Origin of the sequence: Roseovarius sp. Pro17, assembly GCF_035599575.1 — a bacterium.
Classification (GTDB): Bacteria; Pseudomonadota; Alphaproteobacteria; order Rhodobacterales; family Rhodobacteraceae; genus Roseovarius.
Map to the genome: position 1 here is coordinate 284,436 of NZ_CP141179.1, position 12,453 is coordinate 296,888.

The window sequence follows — 12,453 nt, forward strand, 5'->3', positions numbered from 1 at the left end:
ACTTGGAGAGACTACCGCTCCAACCACCCTCCCACCACATCCACAAACGCCCGCGGTTCCTCGGCATGCAGCCAATGCCCCGCACCCTTCAGCGCCATGAACCGGGCCTTTGGAAACAGCGGCTTGATAACGTCGCGGTGTTCAGGCAGCACATAGTCCGACTGATCGCCCGACAGGAACAGGGTGGGGCAGTCATAGCCACCCTCCACCTCAGGAAAGCCCATGATCTTTGGCATTTCCTCGGCCAGAACGTCTAAATTCAATCGCCAGCGCCGCTCCGCAACATCCAGCGATTGGAGGAAGAAAGGCACTAGCGCGGGGGTATCCACCATAGGCTCCAGCAATGCGGCAGCGTCGCTGCGTCGCTCGATCCCGGCGAGGTCTACATTACGCATAGCGTCTATGTATTTGATCTGGCTGTGGGTATAGGCGACCGGTGCGATATCGGCGACGATCAGGCTATTCACCAGCTCGGGCTGTGTCAGGGCCAGCGTCATCGCCGCCTTGCCGCCCATTGAATGGCCCAGCACATCGACGGGGCCGTCCAGCGCCTCGCAGACTTCGGCCAGATCGGCGGCAAGGTCCGCGTAGCTGTGCGTATCCTGCCAATCGCTCTCGCCATGATTGCGCATGTCGACGGCGACGACGCGGCGGGTATCGGACAGCCGCTTGGCGATCACGCCCCAGTTGCGGGCCGACCCATAGAGGCCGTGCGCGATCAGCAAGGTGGGCGCGTCGGTGCGGGTGCCGTGGTCGATTATGTTCAACATGGGGTCGGTGATACCGCGCTCGCGCGCCCCGTTCCAGCCCCATTGAGCTTGGTCAACGCGGCGGATAGTGTCGCGCCGGAATAGGGGCGCAGTATGATCGATCCAAAGCTGTTTCAGAACGACATAGATGCGGCGGCGAATAAGCTGCGCGCGCGCCTTGGTGTGCGGGGGCGTAATTTTGCCACGCGGTTGAAACGGGCCGGGCGCGATCTGCCCAAGCCTGCGCGGCAGGCCGGTCGGCGTCTGGTCGAGTTGCAGGCGATGGTGGCGCATCCCCGGCTGCGGCGGCTGGTCAGCCGAACCGAAGCCGAGGCCGCGCTAAAGGAACTGGGCGCGCATCTGGACAAGATTAACGCGTCAGAGCGACGCATGGACCGGCTGCTGGGCTTTGCGGGCAGTGCGGTGGGCAACCTGCTGTTGCTGGCGGTTCTGCTGATCGCCTTCATGCGCTGGCGCGGCCTGATCTAAAACGCGAACGGCGCCGCTGTTTCCAGCGACGCCGCATTCGTGCAAGTTTATTTCTTAAAGGTTGGGATAAAGCGGGAAGCGTTCGCACATTTGTGCAACTCCCTTGCGCACCTTTGCCTCGACCGCGTCATTGCCATCGGCGCCATTGGCGGCCAGACCATCGACAACCTCGACGATCCAATCGCCGATCTGGCGGAACTCGGCCTCTTTGAAGCCGCGCGTCGTGCCTGCCGGGCTACCCAGACGCAGGCCGCTGGTTACGGTCGGCTTTTCGGGGTCAAATGGCACGCCGTTCTTGTTGCAAGTGATGTGCGCGCGGCCCAGTGCGGCGTCGGCGATGTTGCCGGTGACCTTCTTGGGGCGCAGATCGACCAGCATCAGATGCGTGTCGGTGCCGCCGGTGACGATATCAAGGCCACCTTTCATCAGCTGATCGGCCAGCGCCTGCGCGTTCTTGACGACCTGCTGGATGTAGCCCTTGAATTCGGGGCGCAGCGCCTCGCCAAAGGCGACGGCCTTGCCCGCGATCACGTGCATCAGGGGGCCGCCCTGAATTCCGGGAAAGATGGCCGAGTTGAATTTTTTCGCCAGCTTTTCGTCATTGGTCAGGATCATGCCGCCGCGCGGCCCGCGCAATGTCTTGTGCGTGGTCGTGGTGGCAACATGCGAGTGCGGGAAGGGCGATGGGTATTCACCCGCCGCGATAAGGCCAGCGAAATGCGCGACGTCGGCCAGAACGTAGGCGTCGACCATATCGGCGATCTCGCGGATGCGCTTGAAATCCAGATGGCGGGGGATGGCGCTACCGCCAGCGATGATCATTTTCGGCTTATGCTCTTTGGCGAGCGCCTCCATTTGATCATAGTCCACATCCAGCGTGTCGCGGCGCACGCCGTATTGCACGGCGTTGAACCATTTGCCCGACTGGTTCGGGGCGGCACCGTGGGTCAGGTGGCCACCCGCATCAAGGCTCATGCCCAAAATGGTGTCGCCGGGCTGAAGCAGCGCTTGCATGACGCCTTGGTTGGCCTGGCTGCCCGAGTTCGGCTGAACGTTGGCAAAACCGCACCCGAACAGCTTGCACGCCCGTTCGATCGCCAGATTTTCGGCCACGTCAACATACTGGCAGCCGCCGTAATAGCGCCGGCCCGGATACCCTTCGGCGTATTTATTGGTCATGACCGACCCTTGGGCCTCCATGACCGCTGCCGAAACGATGTTTTCGGACGCGATCAGCTCAATCTCGCTGCGCTGGCGACCCAGTTCGTTGGTGATCGAGTTATAAACCTCGGGGTCGCGGTCAGAGAGGGACTGAGTGAAAAAACCGGAGTCGGCCATGGGGTGGCTCCTTAGTTGATTTGACGTTGGCCAATTTTCTATCCGAAACAATCTTCTGATGTAAGTCGGGAATGCGACAATATCTTTCGGCAATGCGGCAGTACTGGTAGTGCCGCGCAAACTGTGGTGTCATTGCCGCTTCGGATGGAATTGACGAAAGTGAGACGGATGAACGGCCTATGACGCGACGCATCAACTTTCTGGCCAGTGACGCGCCAATAGCGCAGGCGGCGCGTGTGGCACTGATCGCGCGCTATGGCGATGCGCCCGAGGATGCAGCGGATGTGATCGTGGCGCTGGGCGGTGACGGCTTTATGTTGCAGACGCTGCACCGGACCCAAGGGCTGGATGTGCCGGTTTACGGGATGAACCGCGGCACGGTCGGCTTTCTCATGAACGAATACAGCGCGCCCGACCTGATGGAGCGGCTCGCGGCGGCGTGCGAGGAGGTGATAAGCCCCCTTTCGATGCGTGCGGAATCCGTGAATGGTACGCAGCACCACGCGCTGGCGATCAACGAAGTGTCGCTGTTGCGTGGTGGTCCACAGGCGGCGCTGCTGCGCATATCGGTCGACGGGCTCGTGCGGCTTGAGGAACTTGTTTGCGACGGTGCAATGGTGGCAACGCCCGCCGGATCGACCGCATATAATTACAGCGCACATGGCCCCATCCTACCGATAGGCGCGGATGTGCTGGCGCTGACGCCAGTCGCGGCCTTTCGCCCCCGCCGCTGGCGCGGCGCGCTTTTGCCCAAGGCGGCTGTGGTGCGTTTCGACACGCTCGAGCCGGACAAGCGTCCGGTGATGGCTGTCGCCGACAGCCGCTCGGTCGAGAATGTGCTCTGGGTCGAAATCCGGTCAGAACCCAGCATGGGTCATCGTATCCTGTTTGATCCCGGGCACGGCCTCGAAGAGCGACTGCTGCGCGAACAATTTGTCTAAAACCCCGTCGGTGGCTCGGAACCATATGCGATGCAGCCCGTTATATTGCCAGTGACGGCTTGGACATGTCCGAGCCGCAGAAATTCTAGCCTTGAGGAGAGAAAAAATGAACTGGGATACAATCAAAGGTAACTGGAAGCAGCTGACTGGTGAGGCGAAATCGAACTGGGGCAAGCTGACAGACGACGACGTCACCCAAGCCGCAGGCGAGCGCGATAAGCTGGTCGGCAAGGTTCAGGAACGTTACGGCATCGCCAAGGATGAAGCCGAGCGTCAGGTGGATGAGTTCGCCGCTAAGCACTAGGCGCGCAAGTCCCCCGCAGATCAGTGTCATGATCGGAAAGGTGGTCCCCCAGGGGGCCGCCTTTTTTGTGCATCAGTGGGTCTGGTTATTTTTTGCCAAAACACCCAAGCGCATCGCTGGACGCGCAAGCACCCATTGAAATTTGAGCGCGTTTGTTTCGCCGGGATGCACCTTTAACGTTGTCGATATTGCTAGACGGGCGACACATCGCCCACCCGCCATGTAAAATGCTGCCGCCGACGAAAGCGGGTTGATCAAGGATCCGGTAGAGGTAGCGAAGACGTAGATCTAGCGCGGTCGGCGGGGCTACCCGGCATCAGATCGTAGGGATGTTTCCAGCCCGGCAGCGCTTCGATCCGGCTCAGCCAAAGGTCTATGGCGGGCCATTCCGCGCGCTCGAACCCGAACGGCTCGGGGTAGAACAGATAGCCGCAGCAACTGAAATCGGCATTGCTGGGTCCGTCGCCGACAATCCAGTCACGGTCGCCCAGATGCGCGTCGAGCGTGGCGTAGGCACCGGCCAGCCGTCCTTGGGCAAAGGCGATGACGTCTGCGTTGCGCTTGGCCTCGGGGAGGAAGTTCATGAGGAAGCGCGTCATGCCCGCTTGGCTGCTGAGCTTGTGATTGTCCCACAGCACCCAGCGCAGGATATCGCGCGCCTCCGCAGCATTTTGACCGCCAAATTTCCCCGATTTTTCCGAGATATACATCTGGATGAGGCCCGATTGCGTCAACACCTCGTCGCCGTCGACCAGCACCGGCACCTCGCCCATCACGTTCAGCTTGCGGAACGCCGCGCCGCGCGTCTCGCCGCCGAAAAAATCGACATAGACCGGCGCCCAGTCAAGGCCGCTGAGCGCCAAAGGCAGGGCCGCCTTGTAGGCGTTGCCCGACTCGCCCATGCAATGGAGTTTCATGGTCATAGTGGTCCTTTCGGGGCAAAGCCTGCGGTTATATCAGCCGGGTTTGAGTATTTGGGGAACAATGAAAGGCGTGCGCACCTACGACGGTCCGGGCTAGCGTTTGCGCGCGTCAAGTTCGGAATTGAAGAGGCGCAATCTATGCGAAAATGTATCCTCATTGATGACGCTGTCAAAGTTCTCGAAGAGGAACGACAGCGTCTCGCCCTCATCCAGTCCAGCCTCTTGCGCGAGGCGGCGCAGGCGTCGATACCCGTCTTCGGTCATCGCGACGTTGAAGCGTCTGGTCATGCGAAAGCGTTTTGGCATCGGCGGCTCCTTGCGGCGGCGGTGGCAGCCCTGCAAATCCGCGCGAGGCCACCTGCAGTCTAAACCGCCAGACGCGGGCGCGTCACCCCGGATAGCGCCTAATCATTCGGCCGCGTGAGACGATGTCTCGCGCGCAGAGAGTATCTTCTCGGCACATTCCATTTGGTTGCGCAGTTCCTCAATAGCCTCATCCAGCTCGCTGCGCTGGCGGATCATGTCCTCAAGCCGCTCGCCGGCCAGTTCGCGGGTGCGCATAATCTGGGTATGTTGCTGATCGCCCGCGTCGTAGAGGTCCAATAGCTGGCGGATCTGCTCCAGCGAAAAGCCAAAGCGCTTGCCGCGCAGGATCAACTTAAGCCGGGCGCGATCGCGCTTGGTGAAAAGCCGCCTCTGCCCCTGACGTATGGGGGCCAGCAACTCTTTGGCCTCATAGAATCTGAGGGTGCGGGGCGTCACCTCATACGTGTCGCACATCTGGCGAATGGTCATCGTTTCACTGGGCATCTTGGATTCAATGGGCATCTGGAACCTGATCTGTCTCGTTGCGCTCTGTTGCGTGTCAGATAACCTGCCATGCTGCAGTTGCAATATGCGGGCCCAGTAGGAGGTAGCGGACGTTAGGTCACTTTTGCGTGTACTTTTGACGCGCAGCGGGCTTGCGCGGACTGCGGCCGGGGCCAATAAGGGCGACTTGAACGGCACGCGCGGAGAATTTCAGTGGCCAATTCGCAGATTGACAACGAGGTCTACCGATGAGCGCGCCCGCCGCTGCCCGGCTGACGCATCGGCGTGTGCTGCGCATCGCCTGGCCCATCGTTTTGTCAAACGCGACAGTGCCGCTGCTGGGCATCGTCGATACCGGTGTGATCGGCCAGTTAGGGCAAGCCGCGCCTATCGGGGCGGTCGGTGTGGGCGCAGTGATACTGACGGCGATATATTGGATCTTCGGCTTTCTGCGGATGGGAACCAGCGGGCTGACCGCGCAGGCGCGTGGGGCAGGGGATACGCCTGAGGTCGCGGCAATGCTGACGCGCTCCTTGCTGATCGGGATCGCTGGTGGCGTGTTGGTGGTGCTGGTGCATGTGCCGCTCTTCGCCGGGGCATTTGCGCTGGCCCCCGCCAGCGCCGAGGTCGAGGCGATGGCACAGGATTACATGGCGATCCGCGTCTGGAGCGCGCCCGCCATGATTGCGCTCTTTGGCATGACCGGCTGGTTGATAGCGATGGAGCGGACCGCCGCAGTGCTGGTCATCCAACTGGTGATGAACGGGCTGAACATCGCGCTGAACCTATGGTTCGTGCTGGAGCTGAACTGGGGGGTGAGCGGTGTCGCATGGGCCACCTTTGTCGCGGAATGGGCGGGGATGGGATGTGCGTTCTATCTGTGCCGGGATGCGTTTCGGGTGCCGGCGTGGCGCAACTGGGCGCTGATCTTTGATACTGCGCGGCTGCGCCTGATTGCTTCGGTGAACACAGATATCCTGCTGCGCTCGGCGATGCTGGAGGTCGTGATGCTGTCCTTCATATTTCTGGGCAGCGATCTGGGCGATGTGACGCTGGCGGCCAACCAGGTGCTGGTGCAGTTCTTGCACGTCAGTTCCTACATCATGGACGGCTTTGCCTTTGCTGCCGAGGCGCTGGTAGGGCACGCCATCGGCACGCGGGCGCGGGGTGCGGTCAGGCGCGCATCAATCCTGACCAGCCAATGGGGCGTCGGCGCAGGCGTGCTGTTGGCAGTGTGCTTTGCCCTTTTCGGCGGTGCTGCGATTGACGCGCTGGCCGCGTCGGATGCTGTACGTGACGCGGGGCGCACGTATTTGCCCTACATGGTGGCCGCGCCAATCTTTGGCGCGGCGGCGTGGATGCTGGACGGCATCTTTATCGGGGCGACGCGGACGCGCGACATGCGTAACATGATGGCGCTGTCGCTGGTCGTCTATGGCGCTGCATTGATGGCACTGGTGCCGATCTTTGGAAATCATGGCCTGTGGATGGCGCTGCTGGTCAGCTTTGTAATTCGCGGCGCGACCCTAGGCGCGCGTTATCCGGCGCTGGAGCGTGCGGCAGGTTAGGCGCCGATGCGCTCAGGTGTCGGTTAGGGCCAGAACCACCTCGGGCGGGCGGCCAATTATGGCGCGCGTATCCGTTAGGGCCAAGGGCCGCTCGATCAGCTTTGGTTGCGCGGCCATGGCGGCAAAAAGGGCGTCGTCGCTCGCCTCGCGGCTCAGGCCAAGCGCGCGAAACTCTGCCTCGCCGGTGCGCAGCATGGCGATGACCGGCCCGCCCAGCAGGGCGTGTGCCGCGCGCAGCTCAACCTCGCTGGGCGCGTCCTCCAGATAGCGGCGCACGATCACCTCACCGCGATCCTCCAGCAGCGCCAAGGCGGCGCGCGATTTCGAGCAGCGCGGATTGTGCCATAGAGTGATCATAGCCATTCCTCACGCCCCGTTCCCACCGCCTCGGCGAGGTTGGCATAACCGTTAGCCTCCAGCAACCGATCCAGCCCGCGCGCGATGCGCGGCACCAGCGACAGTCCCTCATAGACCAGCGCGGAATAGAGTTGCACCGCACTCGCGCCAGCGCGGATTTTGGCATAGGCGTCTTCGGGCGTGGAGATGCCGCCGACGCCGATCAGGGGCATCTTGCCGTCGGTCAGTTGCGATAGCCGCGCCAATACCCGCGTCGAGCGTTCAAATAGCGGCGCGCCCGACAGCCCGCCAGCCTCGTCGCGGGCTGCCGACACCAGCCCGCTGCGATCCAGTGTCGTGTTGGTGGCGATGATTCCGGCGAGGTTCGCACGCTGCGCCACTTCGGCAATTTCGCCAAGGGCGGAATCGTCCAGATCCGGCGCGATTTTTAGAAAGATGGGGATGGGTCGTTCCAGCCAGTTGCGCGCCTCCATAACCCCTGCCAGCAACGCAGCAAGGGCATCAGCGCCTTGCAGATCGCGCAGCTTTTCAGTGTTGGGGCTAGAGACGTTGACCGTGGCAAAATCCAGATGCCGCCCGCAATGCGCCAGCACGCGGGCAAAATCCTCGGCCCGGTCGTCGCTGTCCTTGTTGGCGCCGAGGTTCAGCCCGATCACGGCATCCTTGGGTCGCTGTGCCAGCCGCTCTGCTGCTGCCTCCATTCCAAGATTGTTAAAGCCGAAGCGGTTGATTACCGCGCGATCCTCGGACAACCGAAAGAGGCGCGGGCGGGGATTGCCGGGCTGCGGGCGGGGCGTGACCGCGCCAACCTCGATCATGCCGAACCCAGCGCGCGCCAGAGGTGCCAGCGCCTCGGCGTTCTTGTCGAAACCGGCGGCCAGCCCCACGGGGTTATCCAGGTCAAGCCCAGCCACCTTGCACGCAAGGCGCGGCGAGGTTACCCGCCCCGGCAGTGGCACCAGCCCCGCGCGCAACGCACGCAGCGCCAGCCCGTGCGCCCGTTCGGGGTCTAGTCGATGCAATAGCGCGAGGCCGATGCGGTCCAGTCCGCTCATTCGGCACCTGCGGGAAACTGATGCACGCCGTCCGCCAATGGCAGCGGTTGCGCCCATGCCACATCGGTAAGGAGCAACTCGCGGTAAAGATGCGGAAATAGCGCGCCACCGCGCGACTCCTCCCATTTCAGGTCTTCACCCAGTCGATCTGCCTCGACGCCCAGTAGCATTAGGCCATCCTCGCCAGCAAAGTGCTTGGCCGCCGTTTCGGGCGCCTGCGCGACTGTCGACAGATGAACATAGCCGTCGGCGATATCCACCTGAGCCCCGGCACTGCGGCCAGCGGCACGCAGCGCCTTCCACTCATCCGCACGAAATATCTTGTACAAAGTCATGGACCCCTGATGCCGCGCGCCGCGCGCCCGGTCAAGCGGCGAGGGCTGGCCAATGTGGCGCATTCACCGTTCTTCAAATACTCAAATCGCGCCTGCTTGGCCGCGTTGCCTTTGCAAAGGCACGACCATCCGGCATATCAGGGGGATCACGAAAGGTGGTCACATGAGCCAGGTCAAATCCCAGTATGAGGCTTATCCTTATCCCGCCCGCGATCCAGCGGACGAGGCCAAAAGGTTGATCACCGGATCGCCCTCGCACCCGCTGGAAATCGACCATTTCCTGTTCGGTGGGCGACGTGACTGGTCGCAGCCCCTGCGCGTGCTGGTAGCGGGCGGCGGCACGGGCGACGGCCTGATCCAACTAGCGCAGATGATGGCGCAGCTGCGCAGACCGTGTGAAATGACCTATGTCGATCTCAGCGTTGCCTCGCGCCGTATCGCCGAGGCGCGGGCAGAGGTGCGCGGCCTGACCGGCATCCGGTTTGTCACCGGCTCGCTGCTGGACGCGGCGGATCTGGGCGTTTTTGACTACATAGATTGCTGCGGTGTGCTGCATCATCTGCCCGATCCTGCGGCAGGCTTCGCCGCTCTGCGCGCCGCTCTTGCGCCCGAGGCAGCAGAACTGGGCGGTGGCCTTGGATTCATGGTCTACGCACCCCATGGCCGCGCGGGGGTTTATCCACTGCAAGCCGCGTTCGGTGCGCTATATGAGGGTCTCGCACCCGAGGAGCGTTTGAAGGCCGCGCGGTCGCTGGTGGCGGCGCTACCCGCAGGGCATCCTTTTGCCCGCAATCCGAACTTGGGCGATCACAAGGACAGCGACGCGGGGTTCTACGATCTGCTTTTGCACTCGCAGGACCGCGCTTTTGACGTCAGCGAACTGCTGCAGGTGCTGGAAGTCAGCGGCTGGGCGCTGGGCGGATTTACGATACCCGCGCTCTATGACCTCGCGCGCATTGCACCCGTTCCGGACCATCTGACCGCAGCACAGCGCATGGCCGTGGCCGAGCAACTACGCGGCACGATCAAGACGCATGTCGCATACGCGCTGCCGCTAGGTGCGGCGCGGCTCCCGGCGACTGGCCGGGACCGGGCGTCGATCCCGCATCTGAAGGGTGTGCAGGCCGGACCGCTGGCGCAGGCCATTGCGCGGGGCGCAACGCCCAAGCTGAATTTCGGCGGTATCGAGGCGGCGTTGAGCCTGCCAAAAGAGGCCGCGCCCCTGATTGCCGCGATCGACGGGCGGCGCAGCATCGCACAGATCATGCAGACCACAAAATTGGATCCCATTCAGGCCGGCGCGCTGTGGGCAAAAGTTCACCGCGAGTTGGGGGATTGGGGCCTCATGCTCTATTCGCGGGCGCTGGCGTAGAGGCGCATGTGGGCGCGCTTTGCCCTGACGCAGCCCTGTGACGCGGCCGAACGCGCGGGTCTTCGTAGGAGACGCCCCCAGCCTGATCGGCTAGCGCTGTCAGTCTCCCTCGAACGCGCAAAGCGCGCGCACGTCGATGCCCATCGCCTCGAGCCGTGCGCGCCCGCCCAAGTCAGGCAGTTCGACGACAAAAGTGCAGGCGGCGATTCGTCCGCCCAGCTTTTCGACCAGCAGCGTCGCGGCCTCGGCAGTCCCGCCAGTGGCAAGTAGATCGTCCACGATCAGCACGCTCTCGCCCGCCTCGATTGCGTCCTCGTGCAATTCGAACGTGGCGGTGCCGTATTCCAGCGCATAGCTCTGCGAAATGACTGCGCCGGGCAGCTTGCCTGCCTTGCGCACGGGAACAAAGCCCGCGCCCAAGTGATACGCTACCGCACCGCCCAGAATAAAGCCGCGCGCCTCCAGCCCGATTACCTTATCTATGCGCTGATCGGTCCAAGGTGCGGCCAGCTGATCGACACTCATCCGCAGGCCATGCGGATCGGCGAGCAGGGTCATGACGTCACGAAACATGACCCCCGGCTGCGGGAAATCAGGAATTGTGCGGATCAGATCGCGGATAGAATCGGCGGGCATGCCTGCTCCTTTGGTTGTCACGCCGTGCCACGTCGCAGCAGCGCCGTTGCCAGCCCCATCGCGATCAGCGCGCCACCGCCCGCGCGGGTGAGCCACGCGATCACGCCAGGCCGCGCGATGCGCGCGCGCATCCTGTCCGCCAGCAGCGCGTAGACCAGCGCATTTAATGCGGCGAGGCCAACGAACGTGCCAATCAGGATGGCGAATTGCGGGGTGAGGGCGGCGTCCAGCACCACGAATTGCGGCACGAAGGCGATAAAGAAGACGATGGATTTCGGGTTTAGCGCCGTCACTGCCGCCGCGTGCCAGAACACGCCGCGCCCGGTCACCTGCGCGCCGTCAGGAAGGGTCAGACCTGCGCTTGGCGCACTGCGGATCAGCTTGACCCCCAGCCAGATCAGATAGGCCGCGCCGATCCATTTCAATGCCGTGAACAGCGTGGCCGACGCCAGCACCAGCGCGCCAAGACCCATCAGAGACGCCGTCATCGCCACCAGATCCCCGAGCGCAACACCGCCCGCCGAGGCCAGCGCGACGCCGCGCCCCTTGCTGAGCGCATAGCTCAGCACCAGCAGAACGGTCGGGCCGGGGATCAGCACCAGCGCGGTCGAGGCGGCGACGAATGCCAGCCAGAGGTCGAATGACATAGAATAGAGTCCTTGTTGGTTTTGCGCGGGTCAGTCCGCGGCTCTATTCAGCACGCGTCCGGCCACTGCGTCCAGCGTTTGTGTAACTGCTGGGTCGCGCGCGTCCGGCGAGGTCAGAATGGCATATTCCAGCGCACGATCGCAGCCTTGCGGGCAGGGGGCGGGCGGGCCGCTCAGGTGATCCGGCAACGCGCGCAGCATATCCTTGGCGCGCGCGGCATTGCCGGTCAACGTGGCAATGATCGCTGTCACGTCGACCTCGCCGTGATCGGGGTGCCAGCTGTCGAAATCGGTGATCATGGCGATCGAGGCGTAGCACATCTCGGCCTCGCGGGCGAGCTTGGCCTCGGGCATCCCGGTCATGCCGATCACGTCGCAACCCCATACCTCGCGGTAGAGTTTGCTTTCGGCCAGCGTGGAAAATTGCGGACCCTCCATGGCGAGGTATGTGCCGCCTCTATGAACACGGGCGCCCGCAGCCTCGGCCGCATCCGCGCAGGCGGCGCCAAGGCGCGCGCAGATAGGATGCGCCACACTGACATGTGCGACACAGCCGGGGCCAAAGAACGACTTCTCGCGCTGGAACGTCCGGTCGACATATTGATCGAGAATCACGAAGTCCCCCGGCGCCATATCCTCGCGGAACGACCCACAGGCAGAGACACTGACGACATCGGTAACGCCGAGCCGCTTTAGCGCGTCGATGTTGGCGCGGTAGGGCACCGAAGACGGCGTATGCACGTGTCCGCGCCCGTGCCGGGGCAGGAACGCCATTGGCGTCCCGTTCAGGGTGCCGGTCAAGATCCGGTCCGAGGGCGCGCCGAAGGGACTGTCGACCGCGCGCCATTCAGCGCCCTCCAACCCCTCCATGTCGTAAACGCCCGAGCCGCCGATCACACCGATCATTCTGCTGTCCATTCGATCCCCTT

The 12,453-nt window shown here is 63.2% G+C and carries 16 protein-coding genes; 5 read left to right on the forward strand and 11 right to left on the reverse strand.

Annotated elements, in window-relative coordinates; all coding sequences use genetic code 11:
* Positions 1-11: 11 nt before the first annotated feature.
* Positions 12-770 (reverse strand): alpha/beta fold hydrolase, encoded by a 759-nt coding sequence (locus tag U3654_RS01370; RefSeq protein WP_324753577.1) that lies wholly within the window; start codon positions 768-770, stop codon positions 12-14.
* Positions 771-863: 93 nt separating this feature from the next.
* Here U3654_RS01370 and U3654_RS01375 point away from each other — a divergent pair, with 93 nt between their 5' ends.
* On the forward strand, positions 864-1,238 hold the full coding sequence (locus U3654_RS01375) for a hypothetical protein (RefSeq protein WP_324753578.1): 375 nt from the start codon (positions 864-866) through the stop codon (positions 1,236-1,238).
* Positions 1,239-1,292: 54 nt separating this feature from the next.
* Here U3654_RS01375 and glyA read toward each other — a convergent pair whose 3' ends face one another.
* Positions 1,293-2,576 (reverse strand): serine hydroxymethyltransferase, encoded by a 1,284-nt coding sequence (glyA, locus tag U3654_RS01380; RefSeq protein ID WP_324753579.1) that lies wholly within the window; start codon positions 2,574-2,576, stop codon positions 1,293-1,295.
* A 179-nt stretch (positions 2,577-2,755) separates the two neighbouring features.
* Between glyA and U3654_RS01385 the strand changes: the two genes are divergently transcribed.
* Together U3654_RS01385 and U3654_RS01390 are read left to right on the forward strand one after the other, a co-directional pair.
* Positions 2,756-3,517 (forward strand): NAD kinase, encoded by a 762-nt coding sequence (locus tag U3654_RS01385; protein WP_324753580.1) that lies wholly within the window; start codon positions 2,756-2,758, stop codon positions 3,515-3,517.
* A gap of 106 nt (positions 3,518-3,623) precedes the next feature.
* Entirely contained in the window at positions 3,624-3,821 is a 198-nt protein-coding gene (locus tag U3654_RS01390; RefSeq protein WP_324753581.1) for a CsbD family protein, read from the forward strand.
* Between the two features lie 254 nt (positions 3,822-4,075).
* On the opposite strand, the gene U3654_RS01395 is transcribed toward U3654_RS01390, so the two are convergent.
* The 3 genes from U3654_RS01395 to U3654_RS01405 form a co-directional block, all read right to left on the reverse strand.
* Positions 4,076-4,744, reverse strand: a complete 669-nt coding sequence (locus U3654_RS01395) for a glutathione S-transferase (RefSeq protein ID WP_324753582.1) — start codon at positions 4,742-4,744, stop codon at positions 4,076-4,078.
* A 93-nt stretch (positions 4,745-4,837) separates the two neighbouring features.
* Entirely contained in the window at positions 4,838-5,050 is a 213-nt protein-coding gene (locus tag U3654_RS01400) for a hypothetical protein (protein ID WP_324753583.1), read from the reverse strand.
* A gap of 102 nt (positions 5,051-5,152) precedes the next feature.
* A complete protein-coding gene (locus U3654_RS01405; RefSeq protein ID WP_324755353.1) occupies positions 5,153-5,554 on the reverse strand; it encodes a MerR family DNA-binding transcriptional regulator in 402 nt (133 codons plus the stop codon).
* A gap of 248 nt (positions 5,555-5,802) precedes the next feature.
* Between U3654_RS01405 and U3654_RS01410 the strand changes: the two genes are divergently transcribed.
* The gene (locus U3654_RS01410) at positions 5,803-7,122 is read left to right on the forward strand and encodes an MATE family efflux transporter (protein ID WP_324753584.1); all 1,320 of its coding nucleotides are present in this window, start codon (positions 5,803-5,805) and stop codon (positions 7,120-7,122) included.
* Positions 7,123-7,134: 12 nt separating this feature from the next.
* Here U3654_RS01410 and arsC read toward each other — a convergent pair whose 3' ends face one another.
* Genes arsC through U3654_RS01425 form a run of 3 tightly spaced genes read right to left on the reverse strand, consistent with a single transcriptional unit; the run spans position 7,135 to position 8,869 of the window.
* Positions 7,135-7,479: an arsenate reductase (glutaredoxin) gene (gene arsC, locus U3654_RS01415; RefSeq protein WP_324755354.1), complete on the reverse strand. Its 345-nt coding sequence runs from the start codon at positions 7,477-7,479 to the stop codon at positions 7,135-7,137.
* Complete coding sequence (locus U3654_RS01420) at positions 7,476-8,534, reverse strand: quinone-dependent dihydroorotate dehydrogenase (protein WP_324753585.1); 1,059 nt, start codon at positions 8,532-8,534, stop codon at positions 7,476-7,478. The genes arsC and U3654_RS01420 overlap by 4 nt, the downstream gene beginning before the upstream one ends.
* Positions 8,531-8,869, reverse strand: a complete 339-nt coding sequence (locus U3654_RS01425) for a DUF952 domain-containing protein (RefSeq protein WP_324755355.1) — start codon at positions 8,867-8,869, stop codon at positions 8,531-8,533. Before U3654_RS01425 ends, U3654_RS01420 begins: the two co-directional genes overlap by 4 nt.
* A gap of 163 nt (positions 8,870-9,032) precedes the next feature.
* Between U3654_RS01425 and U3654_RS01430 the strand changes: the two genes are divergently transcribed.
* Entirely contained in the window at positions 9,033-10,241 is a 1,209-nt protein-coding gene (locus U3654_RS01430; RefSeq protein ID WP_324753586.1) for a class I SAM-dependent methyltransferase, read from the forward strand.
* Positions 10,242-10,340: 99 nt separating this feature from the next.
* Here the strand turns inward: U3654_RS01430 and U3654_RS01435 are convergent, their stop codons facing one another.
* From U3654_RS01435 to U3654_RS01445, 3 genes are read right to left on the reverse strand one after another with little or no spacing between them, the layout of a single operon-like run.
* Positions 10,341-10,877 carry an adenine phosphoribosyltransferase gene (locus U3654_RS01435; RefSeq protein ID WP_324753587.1) on the reverse strand — a complete coding sequence of 179 codons (537 nt, stop codon included), beginning with the start codon at positions 10,875-10,877 and terminating at the stop codon, positions 10,341-10,343.
* 17 nt (positions 10,878-10,894) lie between these two features.
* A complete protein-coding gene (locus tag U3654_RS01440; protein ID WP_324753588.1) occupies positions 10,895-11,524 on the reverse strand; it encodes a LysE family translocator in 630 nt (209 codons plus the stop codon).
* Positions 11,525-11,554: 30 nt separating this feature from the next.
* Entirely contained in the window at positions 11,555-12,442 is an 888-nt protein-coding gene (locus U3654_RS01445) for an S-methyl-5'-thioadenosine phosphorylase (RefSeq protein WP_324753589.1), read from the reverse strand.
* Positions 12,443-12,453 lie beyond the last annotated feature (11 nt).

Bases quoted from the DNA above. Each gene is read 5' to 3' on its own strand.
- U3654_RS01435 (WP_324753587.1), bottom strand. From the start codon at position 10,877: ATGCCCGCCGATTCTATCCGCGATCTGATCCGCACAATTCCTGATTTC.
- U3654_RS01395 (WP_324753582.1), bottom strand. From the start codon at position 4,744: ATGACCATGAAACTCCATTGCATGGGCGAGTCGGGCAACGCCTACAAG.
- U3654_RS01425 (WP_324755355.1), bottom strand. From the start codon at position 8,869: ATGACTTTGTACAAGATATTTCGTGCGGATGAGTGGAAGGCGCTGCGT.
- U3654_RS01385 (WP_324753580.1), top strand. From the start codon at position 2,756: ATGACGCGACGCATCAACTTTCTGGCCAGTGACGCGCCAATAGCGCAG.
- U3654_RS01430 (WP_324753586.1), top strand. From the start codon at position 9,033: ATGAGCCAGGTCAAATCCCAGTATGAGGCTTATCCTTATCCCGCCCGC.
- U3654_RS01420 (WP_324753585.1), bottom strand. From the start codon at position 8,534: ATGAGCGGACTGGACCGCATCGGCCTCGCGCTATTGCATCGACTAGAC.
- U3654_RS01405 (WP_324755353.1), bottom strand. From the start codon at position 5,554: ATGCCCAGTGAAACGATGACCATTCGCCAGATGTGCGACACGTATGAG.
- U3654_RS01410 (WP_324753584.1), top strand. From the start codon at position 5,803: ATGAGCGCGCCCGCCGCTGCCCGGCTGACGCATCGGCGTGTGCTGCGC.
- arsC (WP_324755354.1), bottom strand. From the start codon at position 7,479: ATGATCACTCTATGGCACAATCCGCGCTGCTCGAAATCGCGCGCCGCC.
- U3654_RS01375 (WP_324753578.1), top strand. From the start codon at position 864: ATGATCGATCCAAAGCTGTTTCAGAACGACATAGATGCGGCGGCGAAT.
- U3654_RS01400 (WP_324753583.1), bottom strand. From the start codon at position 5,050: ATGCCAAAACGCTTTCGCATGACCAGACGCTTCAACGTCGCGATGACC.
- U3654_RS01445 (WP_324753589.1), bottom strand. From the start codon at position 12,442: ATGGACAGCAGAATGATCGGTGTGATCGGCGGCTCGGGCGTTTACGAC.
- U3654_RS01370 (WP_324753577.1), bottom strand. From the start codon at position 770: ATGTTGAACATAATCGACCACGGCACCCGCACCGACGCGCCCACCTTG.
- U3654_RS01390 (WP_324753581.1), top strand. From the start codon at position 3,624: ATGAACTGGGATACAATCAAAGGTAACTGGAAGCAGCTGACTGGTGAG.
- U3654_RS01440 (WP_324753588.1), bottom strand. From the start codon at position 11,524: ATGTCATTCGACCTCTGGCTGGCATTCGTCGCCGCCTCGACCGCGCTG.
- glyA (WP_324753579.1), bottom strand. From the start codon at position 2,576: ATGGCCGACTCCGGTTTTTTCACTCAGTCCCTCTCTGACCGCGACCCC.